Origin of the sequence: Streptomyces lateritius, from assembly GCF_014649715.1 — a bacterium.
In the GTDB taxonomy this organism is placed as follows: domain Bacteria; phylum Actinomycetota; class Actinomycetes; order Streptomycetales; family Streptomycetaceae; genus Streptomyces; species Streptomyces lateritius.
The window spans coordinates 125,646-139,732 of sequence record NZ_BMTO01000002.1 but is presented as its reverse complement, the minus strand read 5'-3'; the positions used below and the strand labels follow the sequence as shown (position 1 = coordinate 139,732).

At 71.3% G+C, this 14,087-nt stretch carries 14 protein-coding genes, 1 tRNA gene and 1 pseudogene; 10 read left to right on the top strand and 6 right to left on the bottom strand.

All coding sequences use genetic code 11. From position 1 onward, the window contains the following. Window positions 1-70: 70 nt before the first annotated feature. Both IE136_RS03975 and IE136_RS03970 read right to left on the bottom strand, forming a co-directional pair. The gene (locus tag IE136_RS03975) at window positions 71-673 is read right to left on the bottom strand and encodes an ATP-binding protein (RefSeq protein WP_189599464.1); all 603 of its coding nucleotides are present in this window, start codon (window positions 671-673) and stop codon (window positions 71-73) included. 71 nt (window positions 674-744) lie between these two features. Beyond that, window positions 745-1,566 (bottom strand): glycerophosphodiester phosphodiesterase, encoded by an 822-nt coding sequence (locus IE136_RS03970; RefSeq protein WP_158988630.1) that lies wholly within the window; start codon window positions 1,564-1,566, stop codon window positions 745-747. A 177-nt stretch (window positions 1,567-1,743) separates the two neighbouring features. Here IE136_RS03970 and IE136_RS03965 point away from each other — a divergent pair, with 177 nt between their 5' ends. Together IE136_RS03965 and IE136_RS03960 are read left to right on the top strand one after the other, a co-directional pair. Continuing rightward, on the top strand, window positions 1,744-3,165 hold the full coding sequence (locus IE136_RS03965) for a S1C family serine protease (protein WP_158988631.1): 1,422 nt from the start codon (window positions 1,744-1,746) through the stop codon (window positions 3,163-3,165). A 640-nt stretch (window positions 3,166-3,805) separates the two neighbouring features. Continuing rightward, window positions 3,806-4,537 (top strand): trypsin-like serine peptidase, encoded by a 732-nt coding sequence (locus tag IE136_RS03960; RefSeq protein ID WP_189599462.1) that lies wholly within the window; start codon window positions 3,806-3,808, stop codon window positions 4,535-4,537. Between the two features lie 49 nt (window positions 4,538-4,586). Here IE136_RS03960 and IE136_RS03955 read toward each other — a convergent pair whose 3' ends face one another. The 3 genes from IE136_RS03955 to IE136_RS35325 all read right to left on the bottom strand — a co-directional run bounded on the left by IE136_RS03955 (window position 4,587) and on the right by IE136_RS35325 (window position 5,959). Further along, on the bottom strand, window positions 4,587-4,904 hold the full coding sequence (locus tag IE136_RS03955; protein WP_158988633.1) for a hypothetical protein: 318 nt from the start codon (window positions 4,902-4,904) through the stop codon (window positions 4,587-4,589). Window positions 4,905-4,982: 78 nt separating this feature from the next. Next, window positions 4,983-5,183, bottom strand: a complete 201-nt coding sequence (locus tag IE136_RS35330; protein WP_229818622.1) for an integrase — start codon at window positions 5,181-5,183, stop codon at window positions 4,983-4,985. Further along, entirely contained in the window at window positions 5,180-5,959 is a 780-nt protein-coding gene (locus tag IE136_RS35325; protein ID WP_229818667.1) for a site-specific integrase, read from the bottom strand. Before IE136_RS35325 ends, IE136_RS35330 begins: the two co-directional genes overlap by 4 nt. Before the next feature lie 213 nt (window positions 5,960-6,172). Here IE136_RS35325 and IE136_RS03945 point away from each other — a divergent pair. Then, window positions 6,173-6,260, top strand: a tRNA-Ser gene (locus IE136_RS03945). A 108-nt stretch (window positions 6,261-6,368) separates the two neighbouring features. On the opposite strand, the gene IE136_RS03940 is transcribed toward IE136_RS03945, so the two are convergent. Next, complete coding sequence (locus IE136_RS03940; protein WP_189599460.1) at window positions 6,369-7,259, bottom strand: bifunctional DNA primase/polymerase; 891 nt, start codon at window positions 7,257-7,259, stop codon at window positions 6,369-6,371. A 399-nt stretch (window positions 7,260-7,658) separates the two neighbouring features. Between IE136_RS03940 and IE136_RS35320 the strand changes: the two are divergent. The 7 genes and pseudogenes from IE136_RS35320 to IE136_RS03910 all read left to right on the top strand — a co-directional run bounded on the left by IE136_RS35320 (window position 7,659) and on the right by IE136_RS03910 (window position 13,985). Further along, window positions 7,659-7,995, top strand: a pseudogene (locus IE136_RS35320) (hypothetical protein). 174 nt (window positions 7,996-8,169) lie between these two features. Then, window positions 8,170-9,348, top strand: coding sequence for an acyl-CoA dehydrogenase family protein (locus IE136_RS03935; RefSeq protein WP_189599458.1), 1,179 nt, complete (start codon window positions 8,170-8,172; stop codon window positions 9,346-9,348). Next, window positions 9,345-10,319: a bifunctional MaoC family dehydratase N-terminal/OB-fold nucleic acid binding domain-containing protein gene (locus tag IE136_RS03930; protein ID WP_229818621.1), complete on the top strand. Its 975-nt coding sequence runs from the start codon at window positions 9,345-9,347 to the stop codon at window positions 10,317-10,319. The genes IE136_RS03935 and IE136_RS03930 overlap by 4 nt, the downstream gene beginning before the upstream one ends. A gap of 1 nt (window position 10,320) precedes the next feature. Beyond that, the gene (locus tag IE136_RS03925) at window positions 10,321-11,409 is read left to right on the top strand and encodes an acyl-CoA dehydrogenase family protein (protein ID WP_189599456.1); all 1,089 of its coding nucleotides are present in this window, start codon (window positions 10,321-10,323) and stop codon (window positions 11,407-11,409) included. Continuing rightward, window positions 11,406-11,810, top strand: coding sequence for a MaoC family dehydratase (locus tag IE136_RS03920; protein WP_158988651.1), 405 nt, complete (start codon window positions 11,406-11,408; stop codon window positions 11,808-11,810). The genes IE136_RS03925 and IE136_RS03920 overlap by 4 nt, the downstream gene beginning before the upstream one ends. Beyond that, window positions 11,807-12,973, top strand: coding sequence for a lipid-transfer protein (locus IE136_RS03915; protein WP_189599454.1), 1,167 nt, complete (start codon window positions 11,807-11,809; stop codon window positions 12,971-12,973). Before IE136_RS03920 ends, IE136_RS03915 begins: the two co-directional genes overlap by 4 nt. 52 nt (window positions 12,974-13,025) lie before the next feature. Then, window positions 13,026-13,985 carry a DUF1906 domain-containing protein gene (locus tag IE136_RS03910; RefSeq protein WP_158988653.1) on the top strand — a complete coding sequence of 320 codons (960 nt, stop codon included), beginning with the start codon at window positions 13,026-13,028 and terminating at the stop codon, window positions 13,983-13,985. The last annotated feature ends 102 nt before the right edge of the window (window positions 13,986-14,087 follow it).

Here is a 14,087-nt window from a genome sequence, read left to right as displayed (position 1 = left end):
GGGTCCCGCCGCGGTCCTCGGCCCTCGTCTTCCCCCTCGCTGCCCGCTCGCGGATTCGGCTCCGTCCGGTTCAGCTCAGCTCGTCGTACGCGTCCAGGAGCTCGAAGCCGGAGCCGCCGCCGACCCTGGCCGCGAAGTCCTCGCCACGACGGCCCTGGGTGACGACCACCCAGACCGTCACCTCGCCGGACGCGCTGTCCCGTACACCCCAGTCCTGAGCCAGCGCACTGATGATGTTCAGCCCACGGCCGCCACGTGCGGTGACCGAGGGCGTCGAGGGAACGGGCCGGGTCGGACCACCGCCGTCCGTCACCTCGACCGTCAGGCCCCCCGAGGGGTCGATGCGCCAGGCCGCACGGACGTCCCCGTCGCCCACCTCCGCCCGCCCCAGCGGCCTGCCGTGCCGGCAGGCATTGCTGAGCAGCTCGGAAAGGATCAGTACCGCGTCGTCGACGACCGACTCGGACATTCCGCTGCGGCTCAGCTGCTCCCGCATACGGTGTCGCGCTTCACCCACGCCCGCAGGGCCATGGGGTACGGCCATGCTCGACGACGTGGGCACCTCCTGTGCCACCACAAACGCCACCCCCGAGACCTCCTTTGCCCCACGCCACGGTGTGAATGCCCCAATGGCCTGGACCGGAAACCGGCCAATCAACGTCCGGTGACGCACTCGTGACGATCGAGTACGCGCCGAACGCGCCGGTGCACTCCCTGTGAGACCCGAGACAGGAGGGGGAAGGGTCAAAGGCGGCCCAATTGGGACAGGACCTGCTTCGGCCGGTTCGTGATGATCGCGTCCACACCGAGCCGCTCGCACAGCTCGACATCCTCGGGATCGTCCACCGTCCACACGTGGACCTGGTGTCCGGCCTTCTGGAGCCGCATGATCACGGTGGGATGGTGGCGGACGATCCGGATCGACGGGCCGGCGATCCGCGCGCCGGCGGGCAGCCGTCCGTCGCGCAGCCGCGGGGTGAGGAACTGGGTCAGGGAGACGGTGGGGAGGGTCGGCGCCGCGGCCGCGATCCGGTTCAGGGAGCGGGGGGAGAAGCTCATGACGCGGATCGGGGACTCCTCGGGCGCCGCGGGCTCGGCGAGGCCGAAGCGCTGCAGCAGCTGGAGGAGCCGCTCCTCGACCTGGCCCGCCCAGCGGGTCGGGTGCTTGGTCTCGATGGCCAGCTCGACCCGTCGCCCGGCGTCGGAGACCAGCTCCAGCAGGCGTTCCAGGGTCAGTACGGAGGTGAGTCCGGCGTCCTTCCAGTCCGGGCTCTCGCCGGCCTCCTCGCGCCCCTTCCAGACTCCGAAGTCGAGTGCGGCGAGGTCCGCGAGCTCCAGGGCGGAGACGGCGCCGCGGCCGTTGGAGGTGCGGTTGACGCGCCGGTCGTGGACGCAGACGAGGTGGCCGTCGGCGGTGAGCCGGACATCGCACTCCAGGGCGTCGGCGCCGTCCTCGATGGCCTTCACATAGGCGGCCAGGGTGTGCTCCGGGGCGTCCTCGGAGGCGCCGCGGTGGGCGACCACCTGGACGGGGACGCGGTTCGTGTGCTGCCGTGCGTGGGTCACCGCGTCATGGTGCCATTGGCGGGACGGCCGTACCGGATCGCGTCCGTTCTGTCCGTAAATAAAGAATGGGACGCGGATGCACAGCTCCGGCTTACAGTGGCCTGACGCCCTGTGGGAAAAGCTGTCCCCAGCACCCTGACGATGGCATCCACCTGTGCAGTGAACGAGGAGAGAGCTGTGAGCACCGAGAACGAGGGCACGTCGGTTCCGGCGGACCCGAGTGCCCCGTCCGCCCCTCCCGCGCCTCCCACCCTTCCCGTACCGCCGGCCTCGTCAGCGTCCGAGCCGGCAGCGGTGCCGGAGGCGGCGCCCGGGTACTCCCCCCGGCCCGAGCCCGCCACCGCACCGCTGCCCGTGACACCCCCCGCGGAGGCCGGGAGCGCGACGGGCGCGGCGGGCGGCTGGCCGCCGCCTCCGCCGGCCGTGCCGGCCTGGGGCGCGCCCGTCCCGCCCGCTCCCGAGGCCCCGCGCCGACGGGCCGGCGGGCTCGTCGCGGCGGTCCTGGCGGCGGCGCTCGTGGCCGGCGGTGTGGGTGGCGGCATCGGCTACTGGGCCGCCGAGCGCGGTGACGAGGTGACGCGCTCGACGACGGTCTCCTCCGGCGATTCCCCGGCCGCCTTCAAGCGCGAGCCGGGAACGGTCGCGGCGGTGGCGAACAAGGCGCTGCCGAGCGTCGTGACCATCCAGGCCAAGTCCGGCGGTGTCGAGAGCGAGGGCGAGGGCGGCACGGGCACCGGCTTCGTCTACGACGAGGAAGGCCACATCGTCACCAACAACCACGTGGTGGCGTCCGCTGCGGAGGGCGGTGGCGCGCTCTCGGCGACCTTCTCCGACGGCAAGACGTACGACGCGGAGGTCGTCGGCCGGGCCGAGGGCTACGACGTGGCGGTGCTGAAGCTGAAGAAGGCCCCGGAGGGCCTGACTCCGCTGCCGCTCGGGGACTCGGACAAGGTGGCGGTCGGCGACTCGACGATCGCGATCGGCGCGCCGTTCGGCCTGTCGAACACGGTCACGACCGGCATCATCAGCGCCAAGAACCGGCCGGTCGCCTCCGGCGACGGATCCGGCGGCAAGAACTCGTACATGAGCGCCCTCCAGACGGACGCCTCGATCAACCCGGGCAACTCCGGTGGCCCGCTGCTCGACGCCGGTGGCGCGGTGATCGGCATCAACTCCGCGATCCAGTCGACCGGCAGCGGCTTCGGCCAGTCCCAGGCGGGCTCGATCGGCCTCGGCTTCGCGATCCCGGTCAACCAGGCCAAGAACGTGGCCGAGCAGCTGATCAAGACGGGCAAGCCGGTCTACCCCGTGATCGGCGCGACCGTGAACATGACGGACAAGGGCGAGGGCGCCACCATCGCGGAGGAGGGCGCGGGCGGCACCCCGGCGATCACCCCCGACGGCCCGGCGGCGAAGGCCGGCCTGAAGGCGGGCGACGTGATCACCGGCTTCGGCGACCGCCAGATCGACAGCGGCCCGACCCTCATCAGCGAGATCTGGACCCATCAGCCGGGCGACCAGGTCAAGATCACCTACGAACGGGACGGCAAGACCGCCACGACCACGGTCACGCTCGGCGAGCGCACGGGCGACAACTGACCGGCTAGGCTGCCCCCCCCGCGCCGTTCCAACGGGATCCGGCGCGGGGCGGGTTGCCCGAGCGGCCTAAGGGAACGGTCTTGAAATCCGCGATCAGCTTCGCGGGCGGATCTGGGCCACCGCCAGAGACTTTCCGCAGCTAACAAAGCTGCACGTGAGAGGGGCTGCCGACCAGGTCGGCAGCCCCTTCGGCGTGTCCGGGTGTCCCACGCCAGAGCAGGCCTGAAACTGCCGTGTGCCTGCCAAGCGTGCCGTGATTCGATGCGGTTCGAAGATCTAGAACGACCTCTGTGAAAGGGTGTCCGTGCGTCTTCTCCGCTTCGCCGCAGCAACTGCAGCGGCCTCCGTACTCGCCATCCTGATCCCCGCCGCTGCCTCGGCAGTACCAGCCGGGGCGGAACCTTCCCCGGCAGTTGTCGACGTTCACAAGAGTGAGCTGACCGACAAGCAGATACGTGCCTTATGGACCCCCGAGCGCATGAAGGAAGCGCTCCGCAACCCTGCGAAGGCGCCGGCCGCGCGCCCGGACCGCGGTCGGACAACCCAAAGTGCCTCTCCACCGCATGGTTTGACCGCGTCGGCTCCTGCCCGGGGATTCACCGCGAGTGCCACCCTGTCTCAGACGAACGCAGCCGCCGGGATGTCCGTCTCCCAGGAGGTCCCCGCCGGGGCCGGAAACACCATCGTGGGGAAGTTGTACTTCTTCACGCCTGAGGGGAAGCTCAACCATTGCAGCGCGGCGTCGATTGTCTCGGCCAACAAGAACACCATCTGGACCGCTGGCCACTGCGTCCATCGAGGTGACGGCTCGGGGGATGCCGGCTGGAACAAGCACTTCCTGTACGTTCCGGGATACAGCCGTGGTGCAGAGCCCCTTGGGGAGTGGACCGCAGCCCGGCAATACGCGCCAACTGCTTGGACCCAGGACGGGGACGCGCGTGAAGCCGACGTGGCAGCGATCGTGCTCAACCCGCGCCTAGACGGAAATCTGGAGGACGTGGTCGGGTTTGCCTTGGGCTACCTGTTCACCGAGAACCGTACCGACTACACCGGTGCCGCAGTAATGGGCTACCCGGGGGAGGGCTACCAGCGCACCGACCTTGATGGGGAACGCCTGATGTACTGCGCAGGTGACACAGCCGATGCGTTCCCCGTGAACCCCTTCGATGACAGGATCAAGTTCGACTGTGACATGGGCGGGGGAGCCAGTGGGGGACCTTTCGTGTGGGGTCCGCAGAACGATCCACGCATCGTAGGCGCCGCTAGCCATGTGACGGTTGATGACGCCCAGCAGCGCCTCACTGATGACCTGTTCTCTTCTGAGCACGGAAGCTACGCGGCTGCGGTGATCAACACTGCAAATGGGGCGTGACCCGAGTCGGCCATGAAGCGACGGGCTGTTCCCACCAGGGAGGAGCCCGTCACCTGTTGCCGTCAGTCGCCCGGACTGTTGGCTGTTTCTCCAGGACGATGTGCTTTCGCCATTCGGCCCACATCGCCTCGAAGACCTCATGGTCAGTCATCTGGTCCACGTCTGCCGGAAGCGCCTGCCCTGACTTCGACAAGGCGACCTGCCACTGTCGAATGTAGTCCTCGCGAGTCTGAGGCTCCTCCGTGTGCGACTCGACCGATACGGCTTGATCGTCGCCCATTGCGAATGTCACGCTCGCTGTTACCACCGCGCCGCTGAGCATAGCCAGCAGTGTTGCGAGCGTGACAAGTCCCTTCCGTGCAGCCATGCCGACGAGACTAGCCCAACGAGTCAACCGGCATGCGACACCCGGCATTTGGTGACTTCGATGCGACCACTGACGAGCTCAGTCGCCCAAGGCGGCGTCGATGAGCTCGTTGGCCTTGTGCTGCTGGCCCCGCAGGATCTTCGCGTAGAAGCGCCACACGACCGCGATGCTGTGGCCGGCGCGGCGAGCGACTTCGACCGGGTAGACACCGGCCTTGATCCAGAGCGAGACGCACGCGTGGCGGAGCGAGTACGGCACGTCGGCGAGCGGGGTGTTCACCTCCTCCTCGGAGAGGACCTTGCGGTGGGCCTTCTGCCAGACCTCGGTGTACTCGTTCGATCGGACCCGGCCCCCGCGCACGGCCCGGAACAGACGGCCGTCGGGGGTGACGCCCCTGGGTCGCGATGTGGTCGCGGAGCATCTGGACGAGAGCCGGCGGGATGGGTACGCGGCGGGTGGCGCGGCGGGGCGCGGCGCTTCAGGCCACGTTCCTCGTACGGCTTGCCGTCATCGGTCCAGCCGGAGCCGACCTCTGGGCGGCTGCCGGCAAGGATCATCTCGCCCCACCCCTCCTGCGGCAGGACGAGGTCCGACTCCTTCAGGTCGGCCACCTCTGACGGACGGTTCGCGGCGTACATGCACCCGAGGAACGCGTACAAGTCCTCGCCGCGCGGGCCCTGGGCTGGGACGGCGTCGATCAGCTCACGGGCCATCTTCGGCTCGGGGACGTAGCGGAAGTCGACCTCGTCGTCCGTCTCCGGCGCACTCCAGTCGATCCGGGTGAGCGGGTCCACGTCGAGGAGATCCCGCTCGACCGCGTACCGGAGCGCGTTGCTTAGTACCGTCCGCTTACGAGCGACCGTGTTGTCCGCCGCCTTCTTGCCATTCAGCTTGAGCGAGATCGCCTTGAGCGCGGGGCGGAGCTTGTCCGAGACGGGCAGGTCCTTGACCTTGACGGAGTTCGCCGCGATCCCGTGTGCCGGGCGATCAACGCCTTCCACGAGTCGGCTCGCGTCGACCTCGGCGTGGATGGCGGCGTCTCCGGCGAGCAGCACCCCGAGCGGGACCTCCTGCTGCCCTCCGCGCGTCGCGAGGACGGCGCGCAGGCGTCCTGACCCCGAGGCCCGTCCGGCTGCGTGACAGACTCGTGGGAGCCGCCTCCGTGGTCAGCTCTGACCGCCTGTGGTCAACCTGTGGTCAGACTTCCATGCCCGAGGCGCCCAGCCGGTAGGCTGTAGCCCGCTCCGCAGCAGGTGAGGCGGGGCGTGGGTGGGTTGCCCGAGCGGCCTAAGGGAACGGTCTTGAAAACCGTCGTGGCGCGAGTCACCGTGGGTTCAAATCCCACACCCACCGCCAGGTGAAGCGGCCCCTGACCAGGATCGACGGTCAGGGGCCGTCGGCCTGTCCGGGCGCGGTACGTCTCATGACGGGCACCGGCGGCGCCTCGCGTCCGGGGCCGGGTTGTCAGTGCGGGATCAGGCGGGCTGCCGAGAGGATGGTGGCGCGGGCCTCGTGTTCGGGCAGACCCGTGCGGATCGCCGCTGTCGTGAGGGCTTCGGCGAGGGAGTCGCCGAGGCCGTTCTCGTAGGCGCGGCAGGCCGCCCAGAAGAGGCGTGTGTTGCGCTGCCCCTCGTGTGCCGTCAGGACGAAGTGGATCAGGCCTTGGCCTCGGCGGGGGTCGGCGTGGTCCGGGTGGTGGGGGCGCCGGGGTGGTGCGGGTGGCGCGATCAGGTTGAGGAGGGCGCGGGGGCAGGGCGCCGGGGCGAGGTCGGCGGTGCCCGGAGCGAGCCGGTACGCGCCCCGGGTGGTCACCGAGCCCGGGCCGACCAGGTAGCCGCCGGCCCCGCGGACGTCGATGCCGGGGGCGAGGCGGCTCGCGGAGTTGGGGACCACGACGTCGGGTGGGCCGGTCAGCCAGAGGTGGCGGCCGCCGCTGGGCGTGAGGACGGTGACCGTGGGCGGCACGGTGAAGAGGTGTTCGAGCGCGAGGTGCCGGAGCCTGGCCGTGGGGTCGTCGGCCGTGGGGTCGGTGCCCGTGGGTGACGGCTTCACGTCGAGATCGATGCCGATCAGGTGGTGGGGCGGGCGCCCGCACGCGATGCCGTAGCCGGTGGCCCAGGGTGCGGCGTCGAACAGCGCCCGTACGGCCGCCGAGTCGGTGGTGGCGTCGTGCACGCCGTGTCCGGGTCGGCCGCATTCCCCTCGGCAGCGGATCGGCGCGGCCTCGTCGTGATGCGGTGAGCGCAGGGCGGGGAGCTTGGTGGCGGACAGCGGGATGACGGCGAGCCCGCGCTCCGCGGCGGAGAGCGCGTGGGCGAGGGCCAGGGTGGCGGTGTGCCGGGAGGAGACGGCCATGGCTCTATTTTCGTACACACGTTCGAAGAAGGGAAGAGGGGGGGTCCGGGAGGGAAGCGGCAAAGGATTGGCTGAAAATCTGCCGGAACGCTTCCCCTCTTGCGGTGGCCCGGTTCGGCCGGTGCGGAACGCGCTCACCGGTGTGACCTGCGGGTCTTGAGGGACGCAAAGTGGTTTATCGACTTGTCCTCACGCTTGGGAGGGAATCGACCGCTCAGGGGTGGTTCGCCGGGGATTCGATGGGCAACCCTGGAGTTGCGACGTCGAGCACGACGACCGGGGCGATCGGCCAACCGCCTTGGGGAGAGCCGCACTTCAGTGCTTCGGCGCGAGAGGCGCGGCTCGGTTCAGTTCCGCAACAGCCCGGTTCAGCTCAGTTCGGTTCCTGGAGGAAAGCACATGGCAGGCATCCGTACCGCCCGCGTCGTCGCCGCTGCCGCCGCGCTGCCCCTGCGGCCGCCCTCTTCACCGGAGTGGCCCAGGCCGACGACGGCGGCTTCGCGGACAGCGGATCGAACGCGAGCGTCACCACCGTCATCGGCGGCGGCGTGGGTGGCGACAACTTCGGCGATTCGACCACCACGCAGCAGGTGGCCACCGGCTCCGGTGCCTCCGACCAGAACAACACCGCGAACGTGAACGGCGGGGGATCACGTCCATCGGGCAGACGAACGCGGTCGTCAACTTCCCCCCTGGTGGTTCTAGCCGACAGCCGGGGTCCGGCCCGAGGGGGTGACCGGGGGAGAGCGACGGCCCGCGCGTGGGTACTTCGGTACCGGCGTGCGGGCCGTTCCGCTCGTCCGTGGAGAGCGGCGACGGGCCCCGGCCGGGTGCGCCGGCGACCTTGACACGACTCATGTATCTGACGGACAGTCAGAAACCTTAGTCGTCCCGTCCTGGAGGCGTCGCCGTGCACCTCGCCCCGACCGAGCGACAGCTGCGGCTGCGCGCCGAACTCCGCGCGTACTTCCGGGACGTCATGCCCGAAGGGCCACCGCTCCCCGGCGACACCGCCGCGCAGCGGAAGCTGCTCCGCCGGATCGGCGGCGACGGCATGCTCGGGCTCGGCTGGCCGCAGGAGTACGGAGGCCAGGGCCGGGGACCCGACGAGCAGTTCGTCTTCTTCGACGAGGCCTACCGGGCGGGCGCCCCCGTCTCCATGGTCACGCTCAACACCGTCGGCCCGACGCTCATGAAGTACGGCACCGAGGACCAGAAGGCGTACTTCCTGCCCCGCATCCTGCGCGGCGAGACCGTCTTCGCGATCGGCTACAGCGAGCCGGAGGCCGGCACCGACCTGGCCTCGCTCCGTACGAGGGCCGTACGGGACGGGGACTCGTGGCTGATCCACGGGCAGAAGATCTTCACCTCGAACGCCCAGAACGCCGACTGGATCTGGCTGGCCTGCCGCACCGCGCCCGAGGTCCCCAAACACCGGGGGATCTCCATCCTCCTGGTCCCCACGGACGCGTCCGGATTCTCCTGGACCCCGATCGAGACGGTCGGCGGCCTGACGACGACGGCGACGTACTACGACGGGATCCGGGTCCCCGCGGGAAACCTGGTCGGGGAGGAGAACGGCGGCTGGGGGCTGATCACCAACCAGCTCAACCACGAGCGGGTCGCACTCGCCGCCATCGGCATGCAGGCCGAGGACTTCTACGCATCGGTGATCCGCCGGGCCCGCACACCTGATCCGGTGACGGGGCGGCGCCGCATTGACGAGCCGTGGATACGGATCCGGGCCGCCGAGGCACATGCCCGCCTGGCGGCGACGCGCTTGCTCAACTGGCGTCTGGTGGGGGACGTGGGGGCCGGGCGACTGGCCCCCGGCGACGCGAGCGGGGTGAAGTTCGCGGGAACCGAATCGGCGGTGGAGGTGTACCGGATATGTCAGGAGATCGCGGGCGGGGCGGGTCTGGTGAGGGCGGGGTCGCCGGGGGAGGTCGACGGCGGTGAGCTCGAGCGGATGAACCGCGCCGCGCAGATCAACACCTTCGGGGGAGGGGTGAGCGAGGTGCAGCGCGAGATCGTCGCGACCATGCGACTCGGCATGACCGGCACGAAGAGGGACGGGGGCCGGCGGTGAACGACGAGGGGGCGGCGGTGAACCACGAGGGGGCGGCGCACGACCTCGACGCCCGGCTGAAGGCGTACGAGGGGCGGGCCGCCGCGCGCGCCGGTATCGGCAAGGACCGGGTCAACGAGCCGATGATCCGGCACTGGTGCGAGGCCATGGGCGACACCAACCCGGCGTACGAAGGACCGGACGCCGTCGCACCGCCGACCATGCTCCAGGCCTGGACGATGGGCGGCCTGTCGGGGCACACCGGCCGCTCCGAGGCGTACGACGAGCTGCTCGCGCTCCTCGACGGCGCCGGGTACACCTCCGTCGTCGCCACCGACTGCGAGCAGGAGTATCTGCGCCCCCTGCGCCCGGGGGACGCGATCACCTTCGACGCGGTGATCGAATCGGTGTCGGAGCGCAAGAGGACCAGGCTCGGCACGGGGCACTTCGTCACCACGCGGATGGACATCCGGGCCGGCGGCGAGCCGGCGGGCACCCACCGGTTCCGGATCCTCAAGTACGCGCCCGCCGCACGGCCGCGCCGGGAGCCGGAGACCGCACGGGACCCGGAGACGGCCCGGACACCGGGGACCAGGCGGCCCCGGCCCGTGATCAACCGGGACAACGCCGGATTCTGGGAGGCCGTCGCCGAGCACCGGCTCCTCATCCAGCGCTGCGAGGCCTGCGCGGCCCTCCGCCTCCCCTGGCTGCCCGGCTGCAACGCCTGCGGCTCGCAGCGGTGGGACACGGTCGAGGCGTGCGGTTCCGGGACCGTCTTCTCGTACGTCGTGATGCACCACCCGCCCTTCCCCGCCTTCGACCCTCCCTACGCGGTCGGGCTGGTCGAACTGGCCGAGGGCGTCCGGATGGTGAGCAACGTGATCGGTGTGCCCTACGACAAGGTCCGCATCGGGATGCCGGTCACGCTCACGTTCCTGAGGGTCGACGAGGAGCTGGAGCTTCCCGTCTTCCGCGCGGGAGGGGATGACTGACATGGACTTCACCCCCACGGAGGAGCAGGAGGCCGCCCGGCAGCTGGCGGCGCGGATCTTCGGCGATCTCGCCACGCACGAACGGCTCACGACCGTCGGGACGGCCACGGACCCCGAGCTGTGGAAGGCGCTGTGCTCGGCCGGACTGCTCGGAGCGGTCGAGGAGATCGGCCTCCTCGGCCTGGTGCTGCTCGCCGAGGAGCAGGGGCGTACGACCGCCCAGGTGCCGCTCGTGGCCTGCGGGGTGTACGGAGTCCTCACCGTCGCCCGCCACGGCACCGACGAGCAGCGCGCCAGGCTGCTGCCAGGCCTGCGGGCCGGTACGACGGTGGTGACCGGGGCCTTCCCGGCCGACGGCCGGATCAGCGCCGGGGAGGACGGTCTGCTCACCGGGACCGTGGACCGGGTGCCCTGGCTCCGGGACGCCACCCACATCCTCGTGCCGGACCAGGAGCGCGCGCTGTGGCTGGTCGCCACCACGGAGGCGTCCGTGGTGCCCGTCGAACTCACCGCCCCCTGGGCCGCCGGGCGGCTCGTCCTCGACGGCGCCGCAGGCGAGCGGATCGGCGGCGCGGAGCCCTCGGCGGGCGGTGGCGCGGAGCCCTCGGCGGCCGGCGAGACGGAGGCTCGGGCGGGGGCCTGCGCGGACGTGCTGGCCGCGGCCAGGATCGCGTTCGCCGGGCTACAGGCCGGGGTGTGCGCCGGTTCCCTGGCCCGGGCGGTCGCGTACACCTCCGTACGAGAGCAGTTCGGGCGCCCGCTCGCCACGCGCCAGGCGGTGCAGTCCCGGGCCGCCGACGCCCATATGGACACGGAGGCGATCCGGGTCACCGCCTACGAGGCGGCCTGGCGACACGACCAGGATCTGCCGTCCGCCGGGCACGCGCTGACCGCCGCCTGGTGGGCCTCCGAGGCCGGCAAGCGGGTCGTCCACACCGGACAGCATCTGCACGGCGGCACGGGCGCCGACCTCGGCCACCCGGTCCACCGGCACTTCCTGTGGGGCAGACAGCTCGACGCCTATCTCGGCTGCGGCACCGAAGTCCTCGCCGAACTCGGCGACATGATCGCGAACGGAGACCCGTCATGAAGGCCGGGGACGAGCTACCGCCGCTGGAGATCCCGATCACCCGCACTCTGATCGTCGCCGGGGCCGTCGCCTCCCGCGACTACCAGGACGTGCACCACGACGCGGAGCTCGCGCGGGCGAAGGGCTCCCCCGACATCTTCATGAACATCCTGACGACCAACGGTCTCGTGGGGCGGTACATCACCGACCACTTCGGCCCGGCGGCCGTGCTCCGCAAGGTGGCGATACGGCTCGGGGCGCCCAACCATCCGGGGGACACCATGACCCTGACCGGGACGGTCACCGACATCGACGGTGACACCGCGCGGGTACGGGTCGTAGGCGCCAACGGCCTGGGCCGGCACGTCACCGGCACGGTCACCGTGCTCCTGCCGGGCCCCGGCGAGAAGGGAGCGTCATGAGCATCCGCAGGGCGGACGGCCTCGCAGGCCGCGCCGCCGTCGCCGGCATCGGCGCGACCGAATTCTCCAAGGACTCCGGCCGCAGCGAGCTCAAGCTGGCCGTCGAGGCCGTGCACGCCGCCCTCGACGACGCCGGGCTCTCCCCCGCCGACGTCGACGGCATGGTCACGTTCACCATGGACACCAGCCCCGAGATCACCGTCGCCCAGGCGGCCGGCGCCGGCGAGCTGTCCTTCTTCTCCCGCGTCCACTACGGGGGCGGAGCAGCCTGCGCCACCGTCCAGCAGGCCGCCCTCGCCGTCGCCACCGGCGTCGCCGACGTCGTCGTCTGCTACCGGGCGTTCAACGAGCGCTCCGGCCGCCGCTTCGGCTCCGGGGTCCAGCGGCGGGAGCCCTCCGCCGAAGGTGCCGCGCTCGGCTGGCAGCTCCCTTTCGGGCTGCTCACGCCCGCCTCGTGGGTCGCCATGACCGCCCAGCGCTACCTCCACACCTACGGCCTCACTCCCGACGCCTTCGGCCATGTCGCCGTCACCGGCCGCCGGCACGCGGCCCGCAACCCCGCCGCGTACTTCTACGGGAAGCCGATCACCCTCGCCGACCACGCCGCCTCGCGCTGGATCGTCGAGCCGCTGCGGCTCCTCGACTGCTGCCAGGAGACCGACGGCGGCCAGGCGATCGTCGTCACCTCCGTCGAGCGGGCCCGCGATCTGCGCCACCCGCCCGCTGTGATCGTCGCCGCCGCCCAAGGCGCCGGGCGCAACCAGGAGGCGATGACCAGCTTCTACCGGGACGACCTGACAGGTCTGCCGGAGACGGGCGTGGTCGCCCGACAGCTCTGGCGGACCTCGGGCCTGGGTCCCGGCGACATCGACGTGGGCATCCTCTACGACCACTTCACCCCGTTCGTCCTGATGCAGTTGGAGGAGTTCGGGTTCTGCCGGCCCGGGGAGGCGGCCGACTTCGTCTCGGCGGACGCGCTGCCGCTCAACACCCACGGCGGGCAGCTGGGAGAGGGGTATCTGCACGGGATGAACGGCATCGCGGAGGCCGTCCGACAGGTGCGGGGCACGTCGGTGAACCAGATACCCGGCGCGGCCAGGACGCTGGTGACGGCCGGCACCGGGGTTCCCACGTCCGGGCTGATCCTGGGCACGGACGGCTGAGGCGAAGGCCTGAGCGGTGGCCGGCCGGGGCGGGGCGCACTTCACTCGCCCCATGAAAGGCTCCCTCACCGTCCCCGCGTCGCGGCCCCGCCGCCGGTCCGTACCGGCACTCGCCCGTGCGCTGGTGGCCGCCCTCGCCACCACGCTGCTCGCCGCGCCCGCCGCGTTCGACCGCTACGAGTCGCCCCCGGCTCCCGAACCGCCCCCGGCCGCCGGCGGCTCCGCGACGGACGCCCGGGCCGCGGGCGCTCCCGCGGCAGGTGGTCCCGGGGCCCCCGTCCCGTACCGGCACTTCCTGGGCCGGGCCTTCGACACCTGTGAGGCGCCGTCCCTCGCGGTGATGCGGGCCTGGCGCGCGTCCCCGTACCGGGCCGTCGGCGTGTACTTCGGGGGCCGGGGCCGCGGCTGCCTGACCCAGAAGCACCTGACCCCGGCCTGGGTCACCTCGGCGGAGACCCTTGGCTGGCGGTTGCTGCCGCTGTTCGTGGGGTCGCAGGCGCCTTGCGTGTTCGCCGAGCACAAGAAGGACGTCCCGATCGGCAGCGCCCCGTGGGAGCAGGGCACGAAGGAGGCCGGCGAGGCCGTCCGGGCGGCCCGCGCGCTCGGGATCGCCGCGTCCAGTCCGCTCTACCTCGACATGGAGGCCTATCGGATCACCGATCTGCGCTGCGCCGCCACCACCCTGCTCTTCGTCCGCGCCTGGAACCGCGAGGTCCGTCGCCTCGGCTACCTGCCCGGCTTCTACAGCAGCGCCGACACCGGCGTACGCCACATGGAGCAGGCGCGGAAGGCCGGCGTGAAGGACCTGCCGTCGGTGATGTGGTTCGCGCGCTGGCAGGGCGCCCCGGCGCTCTACGCGGAGTCCGTGCTGCACCCGCTCGCCTGGCGGGAGCGCAGCCGCATCCACCAGTACGCGGGGAACGTGCGGGAGTCGTACGGAGGCCAGAGCATGCTGATCGACCGCAACGCGGTCGACGCCCCCGTCGCCCATGTCATCGCCGCCCGACCCTGAGCCCTGCCGCGTCCGACTCCACCTTCAGGAGGTCCAGCTGCCCCCACCCCTACAACCTGAGGGGGAGTACGGTTCGGGACCTGGGGCCGATCCGAGGACACG

What these genes read in the sequence shown, in the direction of transcription:
- IE136_RS03960 (WP_189599462.1), top strand. Translation starts at nt 3,806, where the DNA reads ATGTCCGTCTCCCAGGAGGTCCCCGCCGGGGCCGGAAACACCATCGTG.
- IE136_RS03955 (WP_158988633.1), bottom strand. Translation starts at nt 4,904, where the DNA reads ATGGCTGCACGGAAGGGACTTGTCACGCTCGCAACACTGCTGGCTATG.
- IE136_RS03940 (WP_189599460.1), bottom strand. Translation starts at nt 7,259, where the DNA reads ATGGCCGTCTCCTCCCGGCACACCGCCACCCTGGCCCTCGCCCACGCG.
- IE136_RS03925 (WP_189599456.1), top strand. Translation starts at nt 10,321, where the DNA reads ATGGACTTCACCCCCACGGAGGAGCAGGAGGCCGCCCGGCAGCTGGCG.
- IE136_RS03920 (WP_158988651.1), top strand. Translation starts at nt 11,406, where the DNA reads ATGAAGGCCGGGGACGAGCTACCGCCGCTGGAGATCCCGATCACCCGC.
- IE136_RS03915 (WP_189599454.1), top strand. Translation starts at nt 11,807, where the DNA reads ATGAGCATCCGCAGGGCGGACGGCCTCGCAGGCCGCGCCGCCGTCGCC.
- IE136_RS03910 (WP_158988653.1), top strand. Translation starts at nt 13,026, where the DNA reads ATGAAAGGCTCCCTCACCGTCCCCGCGTCGCGGCCCCGCCGCCGGTCC.